Genomic DNA, 23,605 nt, shown 5'->3' with positions numbered 1-23,605 from the left:
AATCATTCGCAGGAGCGCAAGTGAACGTTCGGTAATCTCCGGCTGGCGTGCCGCGCCTGCGCCCGCTAAGGGGCGCGGCATGACCCAGAACGCCCCCACCTATGACGTCTGCGCTGTCGGCAACGCCATCGTCGATGTCCTCAGCCCCTGTGACGACGCCTTCCTGAGCGCCCAGGCCCTGACGCCGGGCTCGATGTCCCTCGTCGACGAGGTCCAGAGCGCGGCCCTCTATGACGCCATGGCCCCGGGTGTGGAGGCCTCGGGGGGGTCAGCCGGCAACACGGTCGCGGGCGTCGGCAGCTTCGGCGGCCGGGCGGCCTATGTCGGCAAGGTCGCTCCCGACACCCTCGGGGGTGTCTTCAGCCACGATATCCGCGCTGCGGGCGTGCATTTCGACACGCCGATGCTGCACGACGGAGCCGGCACCGGCCGCTGCCTGATCAATGTCACCCCGGACGGCCAGCGGACCATGTGCACCTTCCTGGGGGCCGCCAACCAGCTGGCCGTGGCCGACATTGACGCCGACCTGATCGGCGACAGCGCGATCGTCTATCTGGAAGGGTATCTGTTCGATCCGGCCGCGGCCCGGGCCGCCTTCGAAGCCGCCGCCGCTGCCGCCCATGCGGCCGGCCGCAAGGTCGCCATCACCCTGTCGGACACCTTCGTCGTCGCCCGCTGGCGCGCCGAACTGCTGGCCTTCATCGAGGCCTCGGCGGACATCGTCCTCGCCAATGAGGCCGAGCTGTCAGCCCTGTTCGAGACCGAAGACTTCGACGCGGCGGCCGCGCGGCTGGCGGCAATGGTCGAGATCGCCGCCATCACCCGGGGTGAGCATGGCTCGGTCATTCTCGCCGGCGATGACCGCGTCGTCGTACCGGCGGTTCCGGTAGACGCCGTGGTGGACACCACCGGCGCGGGCGATCAGTACGCCGCCGGCTTTCTGCTGGGGGTCGCGCGCGGTCTGACGCTGGAGCAGTCCGGCAAACTGGGCTCGCTGGCGGCGTCGGAAGTCATCGCCCACTGGGGCCCGCGCCCCATGGTCCGGCTTGAGGCCCTGGCGAAACAGCACGGCCTCGCCCTGATCTAGCGCGCCCTCAGGGTGACATAGATGGCGCCGTCGCCGCCGTGACGGCGGTGGGCCATGGCGAAGCCGGAGACCACGCCCCTCAGGGCGTGGCCCTGCAGCCATTCGTGGATCGAGGCGCGGATCACGCCGCCGCCGCGCCGGCCCTGTCCGGTGACCACCAGAACCGCGCGCAGGCCCCGCGCCTGCGACTGGGTCAGGAAGGCGCGCAGCTGATCCTCGGCCTCGAACCGGCCAAAGCCATGCAGATCGATTGAGGCCTCGATCGGATCCCGTTCCCGCGACAACCGACGCTGGCGGCGGGGCTCCAGCTCCTCGGGCGCGGACCGGGCCGGGGCGGGCGCGGCCTTCGGCGCAGCCGGCGCGGCGGCCCGGATCTTCGTCGAGGTCTTGAGCTTGCCGGGCACCGGCAGTCGCGGTGCGGCCTTGATCGTCTCGGGTTTCAGGGGTTCATCGGGCAGCAGGGCTCCGGGCGTCACGCGTGGGGCCTTGCGGGTCTTTGGCGGAGTCACCGAACCGGACACCCGGGCCCAGATGCGGCGGTCCTCGGTCGTCAGATCGGGGGACGGGCGGCGGGCCAAGGCCTCAGCCTTCCACGTCGTCGGTATCCGGCCCGGGCGGCCCCGGTTCGTACACGAGGATGTCGCCCGGCTGACAGTTCAGCTCCCGGCACAGGGCATACAGGGTAGAGAAACGCACAGCGCGCGCCTTGCCGGTCTTCAGGATCGAAAGATTGGCCAGGGTGACCCCGACCCGGTCGGCCAGTTCCGTCAACGACATGCGCCGTTCGACAAGAATTCTGTCCAGCTGAACGCGAATGGCCATCAGGGATTCCGGATCGCGCGATCGCTCGCCGCTACGAGGCGCATATGGCAGATCGGGGTGTCATTTGTCATATCGTCAGCTCCGATTCCCGGCGCAGTCGCGCCCCTTCCCGGAACACCTCGGCCAGGACGAAAACGACCAGAACAGAAAAGATCGGGGTCAGAAGCTCGCCGGCTCCCTGGGAATCCATCACGCCGGGGGCCAGACGGGCCGCAACCAGACCCTGGGCCACCCAGACGCCCCCGGTGACCACGGCCAGGATCAGCCCGATCTGGCGCAGGCGACGCACATTCTCCGGGCGAAAGGGATCGCCGATCGTCAGCGTGCGGAAAATCATCCGCAGGTTTCTCAGGATCAGCAGGAAGCCGCCGAAATAGGCGGTCAGGGCCCCGACCCCGAACAGCAGCAGGGGGCGGGTGAGCGCCTGCTGGCGGCCGCCCTCGTCGTTCGAGACGGTGATGTTCAGATTGGCCAGCGGAATGAAGATCGAGGCCAGGAAGACCAGAAGCAGCACGGCCGTGATGATCATCAGCAGCACATAGGCCACGTCCAGCGCGATCTTCAGCAGGCTGGAGACGGACCCGGGCCCGAGGGTGCGGAACGGCGCCCGGATGCTGCTGGGCAGGCCGGGCAGTCGCAGGTCGGGCCGGTTCAGGGGCATCGGCGGGCTCGGCCGGGAGGGGTCAGGCCGCGATGGCCGCGCGGGATCCGGCGAACCCCGACGCAGCCTTATAGATCGCGAACTTTATCAAGTGGCAAAAGCCTCTTTATCGCCCGTCGCTGCCGCTTGGCCCGCTGGCCTCGCTGTATCAGCGACGGAGGTGTGTGAACGGACCCTCGAACTCGTCGCCCCGGGGAGCGAGCGCCTTCGCGGGTCGGTGTGTGCCGTCCTAGAAGGACTGGACCAAGATGGCGACCAGAGCGGTCGGCAGGGCGGCGAGCAGGGCGGCGTTGACCAGCACGGTGCCGACCTTGTCCATCATCATCGAGACGTTCATCGTGTGCATCGTTCTATCCTTAGATCCTGAGACGGGTCATTTGTGCCCGACTTCATGTTCCACGGGGCTCAGATTGGTCGTTTTTGATCAATCTGGGGAACGTTGTGGCTGCCGTTCTTGAGATCATAGATAGGACGTGCAGGCTGGCTCGTCACGTTACATATCGTTTAACGATATTAAACTTAGGCAATGAAATGTTTCACGGACGTGATCGCGGATGAAGCTGAGACTTATCAAGGGGATGCGGCTCGTCGCCGCGACTCACAACGCCGGCAAGGCCCGTGAAATTCACGCCCTGCTGGACGGACATTACACGGTGGTCACCGCAGGGGAGCTGAACTTGCCCGAACCGGCCGAAACCGAGACTACCTTTGTCGGCAATGCCATGCTGAAAGCCCGCCACGCCGCCCAGTTTTCGGGCGAGGTGTCGCTGGCGGACGATTCCGGCCTGTCGGTCACCGCCCTCGATGGGGCCCCGGGGATATTCTCGGCCCGCTGGGGTGGCCCGGAGCGGGACTTCAACGCGGCCATGGCCAAGATCGAGACGCGTCTGGAGGATCTGGGGGCCAGCGACCGCTCGGCCTGGTTCACCTCCGCCCTCGCCGTCGCCTGGCCCGACGGCCCCTGTGTCGTGGTGGAGGGCCGGGTCGACGGGGTGGTTACCTTTCCGGCCCGGGGCGACCGGGGGTTCGGCTATGATCCCATCTTCATCCCCGAGGGCCATGATCTGACCTTCGGCGAGATGGATCCGGTCCTGAAGGATAGTCTCAGCCACCGCAGCCGCGCCTTTACGATGCTGAAGGCCGCGCTCATTGACTGATCCCGGCGCGGAGCCGCCCGACGGGGTCGCCGTCTATGTCCACTGGCCCTATTGCGCCCGGATCTGCCCCTACTGCGACTTCAACGTCGTGCGCGACCGCGGCTGGCGTCAGGAGCAGGCGGTCCTGGTCGAGGCGATCCTGTGCGACCTCGAGGCCCAGGCCGCGCTCCTGGGCCCCCGCCCCCTGGCCTCGATCTTCCTTGGCGGAGGCACGCCGTCCCTGATGCAGGCCGATGACGTCGCCGCCGTGATCTCGCGCATCCGCGCCCTGTTCCCCGCCGCAGGACCGGTCGAGATCACGCTGGAGGCCAATCCCACGGATGCCGAGGCCGCCCATTTCGGCGCCCTGCGCGACGCGGGCGTCAACCGCCTGTCGCTGGGGGTCCAGTCGCTGGACGATGCCGAACTGGCCGTGCTGGGCCGCAACCATTCGGCCGCCGAGGCCCGGCGCGCCATCGCCGTGGCCGCCTCGGTGTTCGACCGGCTGTCGATCGACCTGATCCACGCCTTGCCGGGCCAGACCGTGGCCGGCTGGCGTGCGGCGCTGCAGGAGGCGCTCAGCCTCGGCTTCGAGCACATCTCTCCCTACCAGCTGACGATCGCCCCCGGCACGGCGTTCGAGCGGGCCGTTGCCCGGGGTGGCTTCCTCCCCCCGGATGAGGACACGGCCGCTGACCTCTATGAGGCCACGCAGACCGTGCTCGAGGCGGCCGGCTTCGAGGCCTATGAAGTCTCCAACCATGCCCGCGATCCGGCCGCCCGCTCGGCCCACAACCTCCACGTCTGGCGCGGCGGCGACTATGTCGGGGTCGGACCCGGCGCTCATGGACGCCTGACCCTGGGCGGCGTCCGCACTGCCACCTTCGCTCACCGCCGCATCGGGGACTATGTCGCGGGTGTCGCGGCCGGGACCCCCTGGTCCGAGCAGGAGTCGCTCGACCCGCGCGGCGCGGCCGAGGAGCGGCTGTTGCTGGGTCTGCGCACGGTCGAGGGCGTTCCCCTGCCGGTGTTTGAAGCGCTCGGCCTTGTACTGGACGCCGAACCCCTCGCCGGGCTGATTGCCGACGGCTTCCTTGACCTGGCCAGCGGCCGCGTCGCCGCAACCCGGACCGGCCGGCCGGTTCTGGACGCCGTCCTGAAGGCCCTGCTGACATAGATGCCGGCCCGTCGCCCTTCGCCCGGGCGGTCGACTGTGGCACGGTCGGGCCATGAGTGAACCCGGCCCCTTTCCCCCGACCGCCCCGCCGCCCCGGCCGGTGTCGCCGGGCCTTTATCTGGTCGCCACCCCGATCGGAAACCTGCGCGACATGACCCTGCGGGCGCTGGATGTGCTGGCCGCCGCCGATCTGGTCCTGGCCGAGGACACCCGCGTCACGGGCAAGTTGCTGGGGGCCTACGGACTGAAGGCGAAGCTGGAACGTTGCGACGACCATGCCTCGGCGCGCGCCGCCGGGATCGCCATTGAACGGGTGCGTGAGGGTCAGGTCGTGGCCCTGGTCTCCGACGCGGGGACACCGGTGATTTCGGATCCCGGCTTCGTCGTCGCCCGCGCCTTCATCGCTGCCGGCCTGCCCGTCCATCCCGTCCCGGGGGCGTCTAGCCTTCTGGCCGCTCTCTGCATCGCCGGCCAGCCGTCGGACCGGTTCCTGTTCGCGGGCTTTCTGCCGCCGAAGTCGGGCGCGCGAAAGACGGCCCTCGCCGAGGTCAAGGCGGCGCGCCAGACCCTGGTCTTCTTCGAAAGCGGCCCGCGCCTGGCCGCCAGCCTCGCCGACATGGCCGAGGTGCTGGGCCCCCGCCCCGCCGCCGTGACCCGCGAACTGACCAAACTCTACGAAGAGGCAGTGCGGGGCACCCTTCCCGAGCTGGCGGTGGACCCGCGTTGTGATGGCCCCAAGGGCGAGATCGTCATTGTCATCGGCCCGGGAGAGGTCGAGACCGCCAGTGCCGCCGACGCCGATGCGGCCCTGACGGAGGCGCTCGCCCGCCTGCCGACCGGCGAGGCGGCGTCCGAAGTGGCTGCCGCCCTCGACCTGCCGCGCAAGGCCCTATACCGCCGCGCGCTGGAGCTTCAGGGCCGGGAATGAAGTCTCCGCGTGTCCGCGCGCCGGTGCGGCCGGCGAAATCCCGGGCCCCCTGGCGGCAGGCGCTGGGCGGTCGGGCGTTTCGCGAGGGCCATGGAGCGGAATGGCTCGCTGCGGGTTGGTTGATACTCAAGGGCTATCAGCTGCTGGGCTTCCGGCTGAAGACCCGGGGCGTGGAAATCGATATTCTCGCGCGTCGCGGTGCGGACCTCATCGTGGTTGAGGTCAAGCGGCGGGCAACGATGGATGCCGCCCTCACGGCGGTCGATCCGGCCCAGCGGGAACGTCTGCGCATGGCGGGTGCCGCACTGTTGCGCCAAAGACCCGGTCTTGCAGGTCTTCGCCTGCGACTGGACATGGTGGCGCTGGCCCCCGGCCGCTTTCCACGCCATCGTCGCGATCTGTAGGTCCCCACCGGTGTGGCGGATCGCCCGTTGGGGGACGCCACGGTGACGCGCGAGGAGGCAGAAGCCATCCTGGAACAGGCCGGACAGGCCGATGACGACGACTTCCCCTTGCTGGAGGCGGCCATTGCCTGCGCCATCCACGACATTCCCCTGCGCGACACCACCCCGGTCCGCCAGTTCGCGGCTGCGGCGGCCGGGCGGCTGGCCGAGCGCATCCGGACGGAAAGCCCCGATGACGCCCTGGCCGAGACGCTCGCCGCCGATTTCCAGCTGGACGGCGATCTCCTGACCCATGGGGCCGCAGCCAACACCGACGTGATCGCGGTGACCGAACGGCGACGCGGACTCTCGGCGACCCTGGCGATCTTCTACCTGGACGCCGCCCGGCGGGCGGGCGTTTCGGCCAAGGGCGTCGATTTTCCCAATCATTTCCTGCTGCGGGTGGAGACGGCGATCGGCCCGGTCGCGCTTGACCCGTTCAGCCAGGGCCGGCCCGTCATGCCGTCCGAACTGACCCGCCGGGCCCTGCGGGCAGGCCTGACACCGCATGTGGCCGATCGGCTGGATGTTCTCATGGCCCCGGTCACCGATCGCCACGCCCTGATCCGGCTGCAGAATGTGCTGTTCAGCCGGGCCATCAAGAGCGGGGACTATCCCTCTGCCGAGCGCTCTGCCCTTCGCCGCGCCCTTCTGGATCCGCTCGATCATCGACCCTGGCTGGACGTCGCCGCCGCGCGGGAGAAACAGGGGGCCCTGACCGGCGCTATCGAGGCGCTGGCGCGGTCGCGGGCCGTCGCCGGCCGGGATGATCCGGGATGTCACATTGCTACGGCCCGGCTGCGGATGCAGCTCAATTAAGCAGGCTCCGGCATTGCCCGCCCTTGCGGCACCGTCGGCTCCCGCCCATTACCGGGCCCACACCCCTTAAGGTCGCGGACATCCTCCATGCTCAAGGTCGCCCTCCAGATGGACCCCCTCGAAGGGGTCAATATCGCCTCGGACACCACCTTCTTCCTGGCGCTGGAGGCCCAGGCGCGGGGCCATGCCCTGTGGGTCTACGACTTCCGCACCCTGGCGCTGGAGGAGGGCGCGCTCTCCTGCCGGGCCCGGCCCGTCACGCTCCGCCCCGTGGTCGGCGATCATGTCAGCTTCGGCGAGGAGGTCCGGCTGGACCTCGGCCGCGACGTCGACGTCATCCTGATGCGTCAGGATCCGCCGTTCGACATGGCCTATGTCACCGCCACCTATCTGCTGGAGACGGTTCATCCCCGCACCCTCGTGGTCAACGACCCGGCCGAGGTCCGCTCCGCCCCCGAGAAGCTGTTCGCCACCCGGTTCGAGGGCGTTCAGCCGCCGACCCTGATCAGCTCCGATCCGGTCGCCCTGGTCGACTTTCACGAACGCCACGGCGATGTCGTCCTGAAACCCCTGCACGGCGCGGCCGGGTCAGGCGTCGTGCGGCTGAAGGCCGGCGATCCGAACCTTGAGGCGCTGATCGAGATTCATATGAGCGGCTCGCGCGACCCGCTGGTGATCCAGAAGTTCATCCCGGCGGTCTCGAAGGGCGACAAGCGCATCATCCTGATCGACGGCGAGCCCGTGGGGGCGATCAACCGGGTCCCGGCCGAGGGCCAGGTCCGTTCCAACCTGAGGGTCGGCGGCACAGCCGCCCCTGTGGGAATGACGGCCCGCGATCTGGAAATCTGCGCCATCATCGGCCCGGAGCTGAAGGCGCGCGGCCTGCTGTTCGTCGGCATCGATGTGATCGGCGACTATCTGACCGAGATCAACGTCACCTCCCCGACCGGAGCGGTCCAGCTGAAGGAATTCACCGGCGTCGACGCCGCCGCCCTCCTTTGGGACGTCATCGAGGCGAAGCGCGCCCCGGGCGCATAGCGGAGGGTCACGACCGATGCAGGCCTGCCCCCGCCGTCAGGACCGGTCTGCCGCCGCCGCGTTTGCGGCCGTCTTCCTCGCCGGCCTGCTCGGGGCCTGCGCCTCGTCCGGCGTCTCCCGGCTCCCGCCCGGGGCCGTGGCGGGGATCGATGTCCTGCACCAGACGGTCGAGATCACACCTTTCCCGGTCGAGGGCGGGCTGACGGGAACCCAGACGATCGATTTCCGCCCGACCGCTGCAGGCGACCGGCTGCGGTTTCGCGGCGGGCCCCTCGAAATCCGGTCGCTGGCGCTCGACGCCCACCCCGTTTCCGGCTGGACGGCGCAGGACGGGACCGTCGACATCCCGCTGGCCCGTCCGCTGGTCCCTGGCCGCCGCCATACCCTGTCCCTGACCTATGAGGCGGCACCGGGCCGCGGGTTCCGACGGTCCGCCGACCTCGCCTGGTCCACCTATTTCACCTGTGACTGGATGCTCTGCGATCAGGAGGATTTTGCGGACCGTTTCACCGTCGACCTGACGGTACAAACCCCGCCCGGCATGCTGACGCTGGGCCCCGGTGTGCACGTCGCGACCACACGGCCGGGCCCGGACACCGCCCTGCACCACTGGCGCACGACCGAAGCCTATCCGGCCTATGTCCATGCCTTCGTCGCCGGACGGCTGGAGCGACATAAGCCCGCGTCCGGATGCACCACGCAGCTCGAGGTTCTGACCACCGCCCCCGCCGACCGGGTCGCGGCGATCTTCGGCCCGACCTGCGCCATGCTGTCGTATTTCGAAGGGCGGGCCGGCGTCCCCTATCCGGCCGAAGCTTACAGCCAGCTGTATGTCCCCGATCGCTGGGAGGCCCAGGAGGCGATCTCGCACAGTACCCTCGGCGGCGGTGCGGTCGAGGCCCTGATCGCCGATCCCTCGGAAGACTGGGCCGTCGCCCACGAACTGGCCCACCAGTGGTGGGGCAACCGGATCACGGCGGCGACCCTCGGCGAGTTCTGGCTCAATGAGGGTGTGGTCACCTTCATGGTCGCGAGCTGGAAAGAGCACCGCTGGGGACGCGCCGCCTATGACCGGGAAATCGAACTGGCGCGCGCCCGCTGGCACCGCTGCCGCACGGACTGGCGTGATGTCCCTCTGGCCTTCGACGGCCCCTACCCCTCCCTCACCGCGCGCCGGTGCGTCCAGTACTCGAAGGCCGCCGTCTTTCTGCATGAGTTGAGACAGCAGATGGGAGACGCCGCCTTCTGGGCCGGGCTGGGGCGCTTCACAGTCGTCAACCTTGGCCGTGCGGTGACGTCGCGCGACCTCGAGCACGCCATGCAACGGGCCAGCGACGCCGACCTGCGCCCCCTGTTCGCCGATTGGGTCGACACCCGGCCCTGATCAAAGCAACCGTGTGAAGCGCCCCGTCGGGGCACGGGTCAGAGAACGCTGCTCTTGCAATGCAAGATCGTTCATGGTTCGTTCTGTCCGGAACCGGGGGATGAACCCATGCTGGCCAGTATCGCGACGGTGGCATTCGAGGGCGTCGAGGCGCGGCGCGTCACGGTCGAGGTCCAGCTGGTCGGTCGGGACGGGGAGACCATCTTTTCGATGGTCGGCCTGCCCGACAAGGCGGTGGCCGAGAGCCGGGAGCGGGTGCGGGGGGCGTTTGCCGGCATCGGTCTGGCCCTGCCGGCCAGACGGATCATCGCCAACCTCGCCCCCGCCGACCTGCCCAAGGAGGGCAGCCATTTCGACCTGCCCATTGCCCTCGCCCTGCTGGCCTCGATGGGCGTGGTGGCCCCGGACGCGCTGGAGGGGTGGGCCGCGCTGGGCGAACTGGGGCTGGACGGACGCATACAGCCTGTGGGCGGAACCCTGCCCGCGGCCGTCGCGGTTTCGGCCATGGGTCTGGGCCTGATTTGCCCCGAAGCCAACGGCCCCGAGGCCGCATGGGCCGGCGATGTCCGCCTCCTCGCTCCCCGGTCGCTGATCGGGCTGATCAATCATTTCAAGGGCACGACCCTCCTGCGCGCCCCTGATCCCGGGCCGGTTCGCAACGGCGGAACTGTTCCCGACCTGCGCGAGGTCAAGGGGCAGGAAAGCGCCAAGCGGGCGCTGGAGGTCGCGGCAGCGGGCGGCCACAATCTGCTGTTCGTCGGCCCGCCGGGTTCGGGCAAGTCGATGATGGCCCAGCGCCTGCCGGGGCTGCTGCCGCCCCTGACCCCGCAGGAGTTGCTGGAGACCTCCATGGTCTGGTCGGTCGCCGGCCTGATCGAGCGCGGGGCCCTGACCCGCGACCGGCCCTTCCGCAGCCCCCACCATTCCGCCTCCATGGCGGCCCTCACCGGTGGTGGCCTGCGCGCCAAGCCCGGTGAGGCGTCGCTCGCGCACAACGGAGTCCTCTTTCTGGATGAACTGCCGGAATACTCGGCCCAGGCCCTCGATTCCCTGCGCGCGCCGCTGGAAACCGGCGAGATCGTCGTCGCTCGCGCCAATGCCCATGTCCGCTATCCGGCCCGCTTCCAGCTGGTGGCGGCCATGAACCCCTGTCGCTGCGGCCTCGGCGGGGCGGGCAAGGGGGCCTGCGGCAAGGCTCCGCGCTGCCAGCGCGACTATCAGAACCGGATTTCCGGCCCGATGTTCGACCGCATCGACCTGACGGTGGAGACCCCTCCCGTCACCGCCGCCGACATGGCCCTGCCCAGCCCTGCGGAGGGAACGGCCGAGGCCTCGGCCCGGGTCGCCGTGGCCCGCGCCATGCAGGAGGAGCGGGTGCGCGCAGCCGGTCTGGATCCGCTGCAGGCGCTGAACGCCCGGGCCTCGGGCGAGGTGCTGGAGCGGTTCGCCACCCCCGACGAACCGGGGCGGGCCCTGCTGATGCGGGCGGGGGAAGCCGGAGGTCTGACCGCCCGGGGCTGGACCCGGACCCTGCGTCTGGCCCGCACCATCGCCGATCTGGAAGGGGCGACCGGGGTCCTGCGCCGTCACATCGCCGAGGCCCTGATCTATCGCCGCACCACCGTCGGGGCCCAGGGCGATTTCGAGCGCCAGACGGGCTCGGCGGTCGGCCAGTCCGCCTTCTGAAGCGAGGCGGATCGGCCCCGAAATCGCGACGATCCTCGGTTGAAACGTCCTTAACCGATGCGTGCCTAGACTGACGGCTTATCGGAGAGTCGCATGTCCCCGCGTAAGTCCACCCTCGAAACCGCGTCCCGGACGCCGCATGGCGGCGGAGCCGACCCTTTTCTCCGGCTGATGAGCCACGAGATGCGCACGCCCCTCAATGGCGTCATCGGTATGCTGGGCCTGCTGACCCGCACCCGGCTGGACGGGGCCCAGCGCGCCTATGCCGAGGCCGCGCGCGAATCCGCCGAACATCTGCTGGGTCTGGTCAACGACCTGCTGGACTATGCCCGGCTGGAAGCCGGCAAGCTGGAGTTCGATCCCGCCCCGGTCGATCTGGAGAGCCTCGTGCGCGGCGTGGCCGAACTGCTCAGCCCCCGCGCCCATGAGAAGGGTCTGGAGATCGTCTGGTCCGTCGCGCCCGATGCCCCTGACGTCCTCGCCGACGACGGCCGCCTGCGTCAGGTGCTGTTCAACCTCGCCGGCAACGCGGTGAAGTTCACCGGAACCGGCGGCGTCTCGATCACCGTCGAGCGCCGCGGCGGCCCCGACAGCCGACCGGTCGTGGCCTTCATCATCGACGACACCGGCCCCGGCGTTCCCGCCGAGGCCCGGACGCGCATCTTCGAGGAATTCGGCCATGTCGACGCCTCTGACGCGACCCGTCACGGCGGGGCCGGTCTGGGTCTGGCGGTGGTCCGCCGCCTCGCCAAGGCCATGGGGGGCTCGGTCACGGTCTCGGACCGCCCGGAAGACGCCGGTCGCGGCGGATCGCGTTTCGTGTTCGAGGCCGCCTTCGACGCCGCGCCGGGCAACGCCCGCCGCGCCGGCTCGCTCAAGGGTATTCCCCTCGCCGTCCGCTCGCCCGATCCCATGGTCCGCGCCGCCACCCGGGCCCAGATCGTTGCCTCCGGCGGTGCGGTCCGGGCCACGGCCCGCGCCGCGGCGGTGACCCTCATCGATCATGCCGAGGCGGTGGCGGCCGGACAGGAGGTGACTGATCTGCCCGTGGCCGGTCGCGGCATTATCCTGCTCAAGCCCTGCGAGCGCGAGCTGATCGCCCGGTATCGCGCCATCGGCTTCCACGGCTATCTGATCAAGCCCCTGCGTCGCGCCTCCCTCGTCGAACGGGTTCGCGCCGCCGCCACGGCCGGGGATGTCCCGGCCGGCGCGCCGCGGGGTCTTCCGCCCGAGGACGACCGCGTCCTGCCGATCCGCTTCGCCGGCACCCGCATCCTGCTGGCCGAGGACAATCCGGTCGGAGCGCTTCTGGCCAAGACCCTGCTGCGCCGCGAGGGATGCGTGGTCGAAACCGCCGCCACGGGCGAGGAGGCGATCGCCGCCATGAAGCGCGCCCGGTACGACCTCGTCTTCATGGACATGCGCATGCCTGGCATGGATGGTCCGGCAGCGACCCGCGCGATTCGTGCCGGTGGCGACCGGACCCCGATCGTCGCGCTCACGGCCAATGCCTTCCCGGAGGACCGCCGCACCTGCCTCGAGGCCGGCATGGACGACCACCTGGTCAAACCGCTCGAGCCCGAGGCCCTGCGCGCCTCTCTCAGCCGCTGGACGAGCGGCGACATCCGCGCCAAGGTCTACGCCGCATAGGGACGCCGGGGGGGTGTCCGCCCGCCGACGAGACACCGCTTCATGACCCAACCACCGCTGCCCGCCGACTCGGTATCCTCCGAGCCGAAGAAGACTGCGGGCGCGACCGATGTTCTGAAAGCCCTCGGACGCGGCCGGGTGCTGATCGCTCTGGTGATTGGCTTCGGCTCGGGTCTGCCATTCCTGCTGACGGGTGCCACACTGAGCCTGTGGCTTCGGGAGGGTGGGACCGAACTGGCAGCCATCGGCTTCATCTCATGGGTCGGCCTGGCCTATTCTCTCAAGTTTCTCTGGGCTCCGATCGTCGATCGATTCGATGTGCCCCTGCTCGGCCGCTTCGGCCGCCGACGCGGCTGGATGCTGTTGTCCCAGGCCGTCGTCGGCCTGTCCCTGATTGCAATGGCGATCATCGGTCCGGAAGGGGGGTTGACCGTGCTCGGCATCGCCGCGCTGGTCACGGCCTTCGCGTCGGCGACCCAGGACATCGTCGTCGATGCATGGCGGATCGAGAGCGCCGACGGGGACGAGGATCAGGCCCTGCTGACTTCCGCCTTCCAGCTCGGCTATCGGTTCGCCATCCTCGCCGGCAACGCGCTTATCCTGTTCTTCGCGACCTGGCTGGGCTGGAGCGGGGCCTATGCCCTGTGGGGCGCGGCCATGAGTCTGGCTATCATCGCCACCCTGTTCGCAAAGGAGCCCGTCGACCGACGCACCCTGGCCGAGGTCACCGGTCAGGTCTCCCTGTTGAGCCCTCGCGGCCTTTTCGACGCCATCGTGGGGCCCTTCCTCACTTTCCTCAAGACCCACGGGGCCGTAGCGCTCCTGATGCTTGCCGCGATCAGCCTCTACCGGCTTCCGGACTTCGTGATGGGCCCCATGGTCGGGCCTTTTTACACCGACCTCGGTCTCGACAAGCCGACCATCGGGGCGATGCGGTTGAGTGTGGGACTGATCGCAGCCTTCCTCGGCATTGCTGCCGGCGGCCTGTTCGCGGTGCGCTTCGGCTTCGGCAAGACCCTGCTGCTGGGGGCCCTGATCGGCCCGCTGTCGAACCTCGGCTACAGCCTGATGGCCGTCGTCGGCCTGTCGACGCCGGTTTTCGGCGGCGTCCTGTTCGTCGAGAACTTCTCGGAAGGTTTCGCCGGCGCGGCCCTCGTCGCCTACATGGCGAGCCTGACCAGTATTGGCTACACGGCGACCCAGTACGCCCTGCTCAGCTCGTTCTACGCCCTGCTGGGCAAGTTTCTCAAAGGTTTCTCCGGCGTCGCGGTCGAGAGCTTGCAGCAGGGGCGGCCCCTGATGGACGCCTATGCCCTGTTCTTCGCAGGTACGGCGGCCGTCGGAATCCCGGCCGTTCTGCTCTGCTGGATGCTGCTCAAGCACCATCGGAAAGCCAAGAAGTCGGCCACGCCTGCAGTCGCTTGAGCTTCAAGGACCCCTGAGCGGTCACACCGTCGGCGGTACCGCCGTGGCCGTCATCGACCGCTCGACCGCCGGGCTGGGGTGGGGCGGGGTGTCGCCCTCATCCTCGGGCTCGAAGGCGACGCTGGCCCCCTCGTCATAGGCGGCGAAGGTGGCGGCGGTGATGATCTCGGACACCGAGGCTCCCAGCGACACGATCTGGACCGACTTCTCGAGGCCCACCAGCAGGGGCCCGATCACCGTGGCTCCGCCCAGGGCCTGGACCAGCTGGGTCGAGATCGAGGCCGAGTGCAGGGCCGGCATGACCAGCACATTGGCGTCCCGGCTCAGCCGCATGAACGGATAGTTGGCCCGCAGGGTCGGATCCAGCGCCAGCTCGGGCGGCATCTCGCCCTCATATTCGAAATCGACCCCGCGCTGGTCCAGCAGGCGGATGGCCTCGCGGACATTGTCGCCGCGGTCGCCCGGCGGATTGCCGAAGGTCGAATAGGACAGGAAGGCCACCCGCGGGGTTCGGCCCAGCTTGCGCACCGCCCCGGCCGCCTGCACGGCGATGTCGGCCAGATCCTGTGCGTTGGGCAGTTCGTGCACCGAGGTATCCGCCACGAACAGGGTCCGCCCCTTTGCCAGCACGATTGACAGGCCGATCAGGCTTTCCTTCACATCCAGCACGCGCCGGATTTCCTTCAGCACCATGTTGAAGTTCCGGGTCGCGCCCGTCACCACGGCGTCCGCCTGCCCCCGCGCCACCATGGCGGCGGCGAAATAGTTGCGGTCCTGGTTGATCATCCGCTGGACGTCGCGGCGCAGATAGCCCCGCCGCTGCAGCTTCCCGTACAGGAAGTCGGTGTAGGCGACGTTGTGCTCGGACACCCGGGCATTGACGATCTCAATGCCCATCTCGTCGAAGTTGAGCCCGGCCTCGGCCGCATTGGTGCGGATCAGGTCCTCGCGCCCCAGCAGGACCGGCGTGCCCAGCTCGGCCTGTTTGAAGGCCCAGGCGGCGCGGATGACCGTCGAATTCCTCGCCTTCGGCGAACACCACCCGCCGGTTCGGCGCGGCGCGAACGGCCGAGCTGATCTTCTGCATAAGGGCGGCCGACGGGTCGACCCGCTCGCGCAGCCGGGCGCGATAGGCGTCCATGTCGTCGATCGTCACCCGCGAGACGCCCGTGTCCATCGCCGCCTGGGCCACGAAGGGCGGGATGTACCAGATCAGGCGGGGATCAAACGGCGTGGGGATGATGTAGTCGGGACCGAACTTCAGCTTGCGGCCGCGATAGGCCACGGCCACCTCGTCCGGCACATCCTCGCGCGCCAGCTGGGCGAGGGCGTGGGCGCAGGCGATCTTCATCTCGTGATTGATGCGCCGGGCCCGGACGTCGAGCGCGCCGCGGAACAGGTAGGGGAAGGCCAGCACGTTGTTGACCTGGTTCACATAGTCGGACCGGCCGGTCGCGATGATGGCGTCCTTGCGCACGGCCAGCACCTCTTCCGGGGTGATCTCCGGGTCCGGATTGGCCATGGCGAAGATGATCGGGCGCGGGGCCATGGTCGCGACCATGGCGGGCGTGATCGCACCCTTCGCCGACAGGCCCAGGACCACATCGGCCCCGACCATGGCCTCGGCCAGGGTGCGCTTGTCGGTGTCTATGGCGTGGACGGATTTCCACTGATCCATGCCCTCGGTCCGCCCGTGGTAGATGACACCGTCCAGATCGACGACCGTGGCGTTTTCGGGCCGGACACCCAGAGACTTCATCAGGCTGAGCGAGGACAGTCCCGCCGCCCCGGCCCCGACCAGAACCATCTTCACGTCCTCGAACTTCCGACCGGTGAGGTGGCAGGCATTGATCAGGCCGGCGGTCGAGATGATGGCCGTCCCGTGCTGGTCGTCATGGAAGACGGGGATGTCCAGCAGGTCCTGCAGCTCGGACTCGATCACGAAACATTCGGGGGACTTGATGTCCTCCAGATTGATCCCGCCCCAGGTGTCCCCGATGTTCTTGACCACGGTGATGAACTCGTCCGGGTCGGTGGTCTTGACCTCGACGTCGAAGCTGTCGACGTCGGCGAACCGTTTGAACAGGACGGCCTTGCCTTCCATCACCGGCTTGGACGCCATGTGACCGAGGTTGCCCAGACCCAAAATGGCGGTCCCGTTCGAGATCACCGCGACCAGATTGCCCTTGGACGTATAGTCATAGGCCTTGTCCGGATCGGCCGCGATCGCCCGGACCGGGACGGCCACGCCCGGCGAATAGGCCAGCGACAGGTCCCTCTGGGTCGCCATGGGCTTGATCGGGGCCATGGAGATCTTGCCGGGCAGGGGCAGGCGGTGGAAATCCAGCGCTTCCTGATCGGAAAAGGTCTGTTTGTCGGTCTGGTCGGGCATGAAGGATCTCGGGCGCTTCGGGGCCCGTCCGGTCTAGCGGCGCCCTTGCCCCGCCACAACCGCCGACGCCCGACGGGCGAGGATCACAGGCTCAGCGTCCCCGTGCGCTCCACCTCGACCGGCCCGGTCATGAAGACGTGGCCCGAGGCTTCATCCCAGTCGATGTCCAGCTCCCCGCCGTCGACGACCATCACGGCCCGCCGGCCGGTCAGCCCGCGCCGGCTCGCCGCCACCAGTGCCGCGCAGGCCCCCGTGCCGCAGGCCTTTGTCAGGCCCGCCCCCCGTTCCCACACCCGCAGCCGGATCCGGTCGGGGGCCAGGACATGGGCGAAACCGACATTGACCCCTTCGGGAAACAGCGGGTGATGCTCGATCAGCGAGCCCGAACCGGTGACGAACGCGTCGTCCAGCCGGTCGGTGAAGAACACCACATGCGGATTGCCCATCGAGACGGCCCCCGGCGTGTAGATCACCGGCGCGTCGATCGGTCCGACCTGAAGCTCGATCCCCCGGGTGTCCATTTCCTCCGCCAGCGGAATCTCGCGCCAGTCCAGCCGGGGCGGGCCCATGTCGACCGTGATCCGGTCCGGGCCGGCGCGCCGTGCCGTCGTCGGGCCACCCAGGGTGTCGATCACCACCTTGTCCGACCCGCTCGCCTGCAGCAGCATCCAGCCGACGCAGCGCAGGGCATTGCCGCAGGTCTCGACCGCCCCGCCGTCCGCATTCCACACCCGCATGAAGGCGTCGGCGGTGGTCGAGGGCTCGATGGCGATCAGCTGGTCGAATCCCTCGCCCGTCTGACGGTCCGCCAGCGCCCGTACCTGACCGGCGTCCGGCGTGAAGGCGCGCTCCAGCGCATTGACCACGACGAAGTCGTTGCCGGCACCGTTCATCTTCACAAAGGGCGTGGAGGCGCTCATCGCGACCATATAGGCATGACCCCCCCACCGCCCAAATGGCCTTGAGGCAACGTCCGGCCCTGCCGTTCGTTAGTCAGCCCCGAAACAAGTGACGAGGTGTTCCCATGAATCTTCCCAATGGCGCGATGGTGGCCGTGGTGGACGGCGAGAAGCTGGCCCTGTTCAAGAACACGGGACACGCCGACATCGCCCTGACCGCCCTGTCCAATCCCGAAATCGAGGACCGCGTCTCCGGTTCACCAGGGCGCCACTCCAGCGGAGCCAACCCCGACAACGACACCCAGGCCGAGGACGGCTTCGCCATGGGCGTGGCCGAGGTGCTGAACAAGTGGGCGCTGGGCAACAAGTTTGACGACCTCGTGGTCATCGCTGCGCCCAAGACCCTGGGCGAGCTGCGCAAGCACTGGCAAAAGGAACTGTCCTCGAAACTGGTCGGCGAGATCGCCAAGGACCTGACGGGTCATTCCACCGACCAGATCGCCGCCGCCATCCACAAGGCCTGATGGACCGATCGATGGTCCCGGTCCGTTGCCCGGGACCGTCGGTCGCGCCCCCCTTGGCCTTTCAGACCTGCAGTGGCTAAAGCTGGCTCATGACCGCTTCCGATCGGCCCGCGAACGGGGGGCTTCGCCTTCGCGCCCGTCTGCGGGCCCTGTACCACGGGACCTCGCGCACCGCGGTCCGGTTCAGGCTGGCGGTGCTGGCGGTCGATCTGATCATCATCGCCTTCTTTATCGCGGCACCCCTGCTGCGGGGTGATCGCGTCGTCTTCTATGTCCTGGACTACGTCGTCGCCGCCCTGCTGGGGGCCGATCTACTGGCCCGGGCCCTCGCATGGTCCGATATCAGGGACTGGCTGAAGCGGCCGATCGTCTGGATCGACCTGTTCATCTTTGCCACCCTGCTGTTCCCGGCCTGGCTGTTCAATCTCGGGTTCCTGAGGGTGATCCGGCTCTGGACCCTGGTCAATTCCGAGTTCTTCTGGCGCACCATCGGCCGGCGCTATGACGACACCCGCGTGGAGGACACCACCAAGGCCGTGACGGCGCTCGTCACCTTCGTCTTTGTGGCCACGGGCTTCGTCTATACCAGCTTCATGGGCCGCTATGAGGGGATCAGCGGCTGGATCGATGCCCTGTATTTCACGGTCACCAGCCTGACCACGACCGGATATGGCGACATCCTCCTCCCCGGCGTCTGGGGCCGGATCGTGTCGATCGTCATCATGCTGGTCGGGGTGACCCTGTTCGTCCGCCTCGGACAGACCCTTCTCCGCCCGCACAAGGTCCGGTTCCCCTGCGATCAGTGCGGGCTGCAGCTGCACGATCCCGATGCAGTGCACTGCAAGGCCTGCGGAAACCAGCTCTGTATCCCGGATGAAGGCCGGTGACGGCCCCGATGACAAATCGGTAACCTCGGCCGCGCCCGCCTTGCCCGACCCGTCTTGACCCCTAAGGTGCCGCCCGACCGTTTGAGGAGCCGCCCATGATCCGCCGCACCGGCCTTGCCGCCCTTCTGGCCTCCACCCTGATCGGAGCCCCTGCCATCGCCCAGACTGCCCCCGACCGGACCCCGCCCAATCCGCCGCTGGTCGAGGGCGGCTTCGCCACCAGCGACGCCACCGATCCCTATCTGTGGCTGGAAGAGGTCGAGGGCGAACGGGCCATGGCCTGGGTGCGGGAACACAATGCCCGCTCGCTGGGCGTGCTCCAGGGCGACCCGCGCTATGAAGGCCTGCACGAACAGGCCCTGGCCCTGGTCCAGGCCCGGGATCGCATCCCCGCGCCAGGCTTCACCCACGACGGCCACATCGACAATTTCTGGCAGGACGCCAACCATGTGCGCGGCATCTGGCGGCGCACGACGGTCGATTCCTATCGCACCGACGCACCGGAATGGGAGACCATCCTCGACATCGACGCCTTGTCGACCGCCGAGGGCAAGAACTGGGTCTACAAGGGCGCGTCCTGTCTGCCGCCGGATGAGCGTCTGTGCCTGATCTCCCTCTCCGACGGCGGCAAGGACGCGGTGGTGGTGCGCGAGTTCGACAGCGTCTCCCGCACCTTCGTCGAGGGCGGCTTCGAACTGCCCGAGTCGAAGGGCGGCGTGGCCTGGGTCGATGCCGACACCCTGCTGATTGCCCGCGATTTTGGTCCGGGCACCCTGACCTCCTCGGGCTATCCGATGATCGTCAAGCGGCTGAAGCGCGGCCAGTCGATCGACCAGGCCGAGACCCTCTTCACCGGCCAGCCCTCCGACGTCTCGGTCGGCGCGGGCACGCTGCGCGACGCCGACGGGGTGATCAAGGCCATCCTGATCAACCGCGGCGTCAGCTTTTACGAGAGCGAGACCCACGTCCTGAACGCGGACGGGACGACCACCCGGCTGCAGCTGCCGGCCCGGTCCGACATCGATGCCCTGGTCCAGGGCCAGCTGGTCGTGACCATCAAGGAAGACTGGACCGCGCCGTCCGGGCAGGAATTCAGGACCGGAGATGTGGTTGCCTGGACCTTCGACGCCTGGCGGGCGAATCCCGCGACGCGCGCACAGCTGATCATCCGTCCCGGGGCCCGCGAGTCGGTCGAGAGCATCAACGCCACGCGCAACAAGCTGGTTGTGGCCCTGTATGAGAATGTGCGCGGCGCGGCCTATGTCTACACCCCGAACCCGACCGGGGAATGGGCCCGCACCCGTCTGGACCTGCCCGCCAACTCGACCGTGGGCCTCGGCTCGGCCTCGGAACAGGACGACCGCATCTTCGTCAGCGTCGCTGGCTATCTGTCGCCCTCGACCCTGTCGCTGGTCGACGCGGCCACCGGCCGGATGTCCCAGGTCAAGACGATCCCGGCCAAGTTCGACGCCTCGGGCATGACGGTCGAACAGTTCGAGGCCCGCTCGGCCGACGGCACGATGATCCCCTATTTCGTGGTGCATCAGAGCGACATGCCGCTGGACGGCTCCAACGCCACGCTCCTGTACGGCTACGGCGGTTTCCAGGTGTCGCAACTGCCCGGCTATTCGCCGACGGTCGGCAAGCTGTGGCTGGAGCGCGGCGGCGTCTATGTCGTGGCCAATGTGCGCGGCGGCGGCGAGTTCGGCCCCAACTGGCACGAGGCGGCCCGCCAGCAGAACCGCCAGCGCGCCCACGAAGACTTCCAGGCCGTGGCCTCGGACCTGATCGCCCGCAACATCACGTCCCAGCCCCACCTCGGCGTCATGGGCGGGTCGCAGGGCGGCCTGTTCATGGGGGCGATGCTGACCCAGCGCCCGGACCTGATCAATGCGGCGGTCATCCAGGTACCCCTGTTCGACATGTTCCGCTTCCACCGCCTGCTCGCCGGCGCCTCGTGGCGCGCGGAATACGGCGACCCCGACATCCCGGAACAGCGCGCCTGGATCGCCGAATACTCGCCCTACCAGAACCTGCGCGCCGGCCAGCCCTACCCCGAGGTTTTCATCCACACCTCGACCAAGGATGACCGCGTCCACCCGGGCCATGCCCGCAAGGCAGCGGCGCGGCTGGAGGAGCTGGGCTATCCGGTCCTGTTCTATGAGAACACCGACGGCGGCCACGCGGCCGGGGCCAACCTGCGCGAGACCGCCCGCCGCATCGCGCTGGAATACACCTATCTGACCCGCCGGCTGATGGACTGACTGATCCGGCGTCCGCTCATCCCCGCGAAAGCGGGGGCCCAGCGCTCTCACGAGCTCCGGCGGCTGGGGTCGAGACCATGCGAACGGGCGGTGCCGGCCGGCCGAAGATCTGTCTCCCGCCTTGCGGGGTGAGAAGCGGAGTTGAAGCCATGCGTCACCTGATCCTGTCGGCCGCGATCCCGGCCCTCCTCCTGGGGGCCTGCGCGACCGGGCCCATCGACCGGCGCGTCGACGAGATCGTCGTCTCGACCGACGACCGGCCCCCGCCCCACTTTCCCCGCGACCTGTCGCCCGCCGGCGTTCGCGCCGCTGACGACCATCTGGCGCTGGAACAGGTCGAGGGCACCGAGGCCATGGCCTTCGTCCGGGCGTCGAGCGAACGCGCCCTCGCCACCCTGACCGGCGATCCGCGCTACGAGACCTTCCGCCAGCAGGCCTTCGACATCCTGTCCTCCACCGCCCGCATCCCCGGACCGTCCTTCCTCGGCGACGGAATCGGCAATTTCTGGCAGGACGCGACTCATCCCAAGGGCCTGTGGCGGCGCACCACCCTCGACAGCTACCGCACCGACGCCCCCGTCTGGGAAACCCTGATCGACATCGATGCCCTGGCCCGCGCCGAGGGCCGGGACTGGGTCTGGAAGGGGTCCCGCTGCCTCGCCCCGGACGAGACCCGCTGTCTCATCAGTCTGTCCGACGGCGGCAAGGACGCCGTGGTGGTGCGCGAGTTCGACACCACCACCCGGACCTTTGTCGACGGCGGCTTCGTCCTGCCCGAGGGCAAGCACCGGCTGGAATGGCTGGACCGCGACACCCTGCTGGTCGCCACCGACTTCGGGCCCGGTACGCTGACCGAGAGCGGCTATCCCTTCATCGTCAAGAGCCTGACCCGAGGTCACACCCTCGCCCAGGCCACCGAGCTCTATCGCGGCGACATCGCTGACGGCGGCTACGGCGTCAGCCCGTCGGTCCTCCGCGACGGCGCGGGCGCGGTCCAGGCGATCCTCGTGACCCGGCCGCTCGACACCTTCCGATCCGAGATCTGGCGTCTGGACAGCGGCCAGCCCGTCCGCCTGACCCTGCCGGAACGGGTAGCCGTGCATGGCATCATCGGAGCCCGGCTGGTGCTCTCGCTGGAACAGCCCTGGACCCCCTTTGCCGGTCCCGACTATCCGGCCGGAACGGTCCTCGCCCTGCCGCTGGATGCCCTCGCCCGACCGGGCAGGATGCTGCCGTCGCCCGACACTGACCCGGACACCGTCTTCCGCCCGGGCCCGCGCCAGTCCGTCGCCGATGTTGCCGTTCTGGACGACGGTCTGGTGCTGGCGATCTCGGACAATGTCGTCGGAACCCTGCGCCGCTTTGCGTTCGGCCGGGACGGCCGTCCGGTCTGGAGTTCGACTCCGGTCGCCGCCCCGGACAACAGCGCCGTGGGCATCGGCGACGTGTCGCGCGGCTCCGGTCGCATGTTCGTCTCCACCCAGGGCTTCCTGACGCCGCCGACGCTCAGCCTGCTCGGGACCAACGCCACCGATCTTGTGGCCCTCAAGGCCGGTCCTGCCCTGTTCGACGCTTCCACCCATGTGACCGAACAGTTCGAGGCCACCTCTTCTGACGGCACGAAGATCCCGTACTTCGTCACCCGCCCGCGCGACCTCGCCATGGACGGGTCGGCCCCGACCATCCTGTTCGGCTACGGCGGCTTCCAGGTCAGCTTCCCGCCCGCCTACAAGCCCGAGATGGGCAAGCTCTGGCTCGAGAACGGCGGCGTCTTCGTCCAGGCCAATATTCGCGGCGGGGGCGAATTCGGACCGCAATGGCACCAGAGCGTCCTGAACGAGAACCGCCAGCTCGCGTTCGACGACTTCGCGGCCGTGGCGGCCGACCTGCATCGCCGGGGCATCAGCTCACCGCGCCGCACCGGCATCTACGGCCGCTCCAACGGCGGGGTGCTGACCTCGGTGACGCTGACCCAACGTCCGGATCTGATCAATGCGGCGGTGATCGAGAGCCCCCTGATCGACATGCTGCGCTATCACGAATTGCCCGCCGGGGCCTCGTGGATCGGCGAATACGGCGATCCACGCATCCCCGAGGAAGCCGCCTGGATCGCCCGTTACTCCGCCTATCAGCAGCTACGGCCCGACGAGGACTATCCCCGCGTCTACATCACCACCAACACCCGCGACGACCGCGTCCACCCCGGCCATGCCCGCAAGTTCGCCGCCCGTCTGGCCGATCAGGGCCACGACGCCCTGTACTATGAGGAGACCGCGGGCGGTCACTCCAATGACGCCGATCCTGTCGCCAATGCCCGGCGCTGGGCCCGCCATTATGTTTATCTGGCCCAGCAGTTGATGGACTAGGCTTCACGCGAAAATGA

19 protein-coding genes and 1 pseudogene are annotated in these 23,605 nt (G+C 68.8%); 15 read left to right on the top strand and 5 right to left on the bottom strand.

What is annotated here, in order from left to right; translation table 11 throughout:
* Positions 1 to 79: 79 nt before the first annotated feature.
* Positions 80 to 1,087 (top strand): adenosine kinase, encoded by a 1,008-nt coding sequence (locus SJY26_RS03710; protein ID WP_396594810.1) that lies wholly within the window; start codon positions 80 to 82, stop codon positions 1,085 to 1,087.
* On the opposite strand, the gene SJY26_RS03705 is transcribed toward SJY26_RS03710, so the two are convergent.
* The 3 genes from SJY26_RS03705 to SJY26_RS03695 form a co-directional block, all read right to left on the bottom strand.
* A complete protein-coding gene (locus SJY26_RS03705) occupies positions 1,084 to 1,665 on the bottom strand; it encodes a Smr/MutS family protein (protein ID WP_396594809.1) in 582 nt (193 codons plus the stop codon). The genes SJY26_RS03710 and SJY26_RS03705 overlap by 4 nt on opposite strands.
* Before the next feature lie 4 nt (positions 1,666 to 1,669).
* Positions 1,670 to 1,909 (bottom strand): helix-turn-helix domain-containing protein, encoded by a 240-nt coding sequence (locus SJY26_RS03700; RefSeq protein WP_396594808.1) that lies wholly within the window; start codon positions 1,907 to 1,909, stop codon positions 1,670 to 1,672.
* Between the two features lie 67 nt (positions 1,910 to 1,976).
* Positions 1,977 to 2,570: a DUF2975 domain-containing protein gene (locus SJY26_RS03695; protein ID WP_396594807.1), complete on the bottom strand. Its 594-nt coding sequence runs from the start codon at positions 2,568 to 2,570 to the stop codon at positions 1,977 to 1,979.
* A 554-nt stretch (positions 2,571 to 3,124) separates the two neighbouring features.
* Here SJY26_RS03695 and rdgB point away from each other — a divergent pair.
* The 10 genes from rdgB to SJY26_RS03645 all read left to right on the top strand — a co-directional run bounded on the left by rdgB (position 3,125) and on the right by SJY26_RS03645 (position 14,256).
* A complete protein-coding gene (rdgB, locus tag SJY26_RS03690; RefSeq protein WP_396594806.1) occupies positions 3,125 to 3,727 on the top strand; it encodes an RdgB/HAM1 family non-canonical purine NTP pyrophosphatase in 603 nt (200 codons plus the stop codon).
* Complete coding sequence (hemW, locus tag SJY26_RS03685; RefSeq protein WP_396594805.1) at positions 3,720 to 4,883, top strand: radical SAM family heme chaperone HemW; 1,164 nt, start codon at positions 3,720 to 3,722, stop codon at positions 4,881 to 4,883. The genes rdgB and hemW overlap by 8 nt, the downstream gene beginning before the upstream one ends.
* A 52-nt stretch (positions 4,884 to 4,935) precedes the next feature.
* Entirely contained in the window at positions 4,936 to 5,811 is an 876-nt protein-coding gene (gene rsmI, locus SJY26_RS03680) for a 16S rRNA (cytidine(1402)-2'-O)-methyltransferase (RefSeq protein WP_396594804.1), read from the top strand.
* Positions 5,808 to 6,215 carry a YraN family protein gene (locus SJY26_RS03675; RefSeq protein ID WP_396594803.1) on the top strand — a complete coding sequence of 136 codons (408 nt, stop codon included), beginning with the start codon at positions 5,808 to 5,810 and terminating at the stop codon, positions 6,213 to 6,215. The genes rsmI and SJY26_RS03675 overlap by 4 nt, the downstream gene beginning before the upstream one ends.
* A 42-nt stretch (positions 6,216 to 6,257) precedes the next feature.
* Positions 6,258 to 7,073 (top strand): transglutaminase family protein, encoded by an 816-nt coding sequence (locus tag SJY26_RS03670; RefSeq protein WP_396595697.1) that lies wholly within the window; start codon positions 6,258 to 6,260, stop codon positions 7,071 to 7,073.
* Between the two features lie 87 nt (positions 7,074 to 7,160).
* Positions 7,161 to 8,111: a glutathione synthase gene (gene gshB / locus SJY26_RS03665; RefSeq protein ID WP_396594802.1), complete on the top strand. Its 951-nt coding sequence runs from the start codon at positions 7,161 to 7,163 to the stop codon at positions 8,109 to 8,111.
* A gap of 16 nt (positions 8,112 to 8,127) precedes the next feature.
* Entirely contained in the window at positions 8,128 to 9,495 is a 1,368-nt protein-coding gene (locus SJY26_RS03660; RefSeq protein WP_396594801.1) for a M1 family aminopeptidase, read from the top strand.
* A gap of 108 nt (positions 9,496 to 9,603) precedes the next feature.
* Positions 9,604 to 11,181: a YifB family Mg chelatase-like AAA ATPase gene (locus SJY26_RS03655; protein WP_396594800.1), complete on the top strand. Its 1,578-nt coding sequence runs from the start codon at positions 9,604 to 9,606 to the stop codon at positions 11,179 to 11,181.
* Positions 11,182 to 11,274: 93 nt separating this feature from the next.
* Positions 11,275 to 12,831 (top strand): response regulator, encoded by a 1,557-nt coding sequence (locus SJY26_RS03650; RefSeq protein ID WP_396594799.1) that lies wholly within the window; start codon positions 11,275 to 11,277, stop codon positions 12,829 to 12,831.
* Between the two features lie 42 nt (positions 12,832 to 12,873).
* Entirely contained in the window at positions 12,874 to 14,256 is a 1,383-nt protein-coding gene (locus SJY26_RS03645; RefSeq protein ID WP_396594798.1) for an AmpG family muropeptide MFS transporter, read from the top strand.
* A gap of 21 nt (positions 14,257 to 14,277) precedes the next feature.
* On the opposite strand, the pseudogene SJY26_RS03640 reads toward SJY26_RS03645, so the two are convergent.
* A pseudogene (locus SJY26_RS03640) lies at positions 14,278 to 16,648 on the bottom strand (NADP-dependent malic enzyme).
* An 83-nt stretch (positions 16,649 to 16,731) separates the two neighbouring features.
* Complete coding sequence (gene dapF, locus SJY26_RS03635) at positions 16,732 to 17,568, bottom strand: diaminopimelate epimerase (protein WP_396594797.1); 837 nt, start codon at positions 17,566 to 17,568, stop codon at positions 16,732 to 16,734.
* Between the two features lie 104 nt (positions 17,569 to 17,672).
* Here dapF and SJY26_RS03630 point away from each other — a divergent pair, with 104 nt between their 5' ends.
* The 4 genes from SJY26_RS03630 to SJY26_RS03615 all read left to right on the top strand — a co-directional run bounded on the left by SJY26_RS03630 (position 17,673) and on the right by SJY26_RS03615 (position 23,588).
* Positions 17,673 to 18,071, top strand: coding sequence for a host attachment family protein (locus tag SJY26_RS03630; protein ID WP_396594796.1), 399 nt, complete (start codon positions 17,673 to 17,675; stop codon positions 18,069 to 18,071).
* Positions 18,072 to 18,160: 89 nt separating this feature from the next.
* Entirely contained in the window at positions 18,161 to 18,958 is a 798-nt protein-coding gene (locus tag SJY26_RS03625) for a potassium channel family protein (protein ID WP_396594795.1), read from the top strand.
* 95 nt (positions 18,959 to 19,053) lie between these two features.
* Positions 19,054 to 21,222: a prolyl oligopeptidase family protein gene (locus tag SJY26_RS03620; RefSeq protein WP_396594794.1), complete on the top strand. Its 2,169-nt coding sequence runs from the start codon at positions 19,054 to 19,056 to the stop codon at positions 21,220 to 21,222.
* A 149-nt stretch (positions 21,223 to 21,371) separates the two neighbouring features.
* Positions 21,372 to 23,588: a prolyl oligopeptidase family protein gene (locus SJY26_RS03615; protein ID WP_396594793.1), complete on the top strand. Its 2,217-nt coding sequence runs from the start codon at positions 21,372 to 21,374 to the stop codon at positions 23,586 to 23,588.
* The last annotated feature ends 17 nt before the right edge of the window (positions 23,589 to 23,605 follow it).

The sequence above is a fragment of the Brevundimonas sp. R86498 genome (assembly GCF_044598075.1).
Lineage (GTDB): Bacteria > Pseudomonadota > Alphaproteobacteria > Caulobacterales > Caulobacteraceae > Brevundimonas.
Note: the sequence above shows the minus strand (reverse complement) of the source record. Positions and strands in the feature narration are given on the sequence as shown.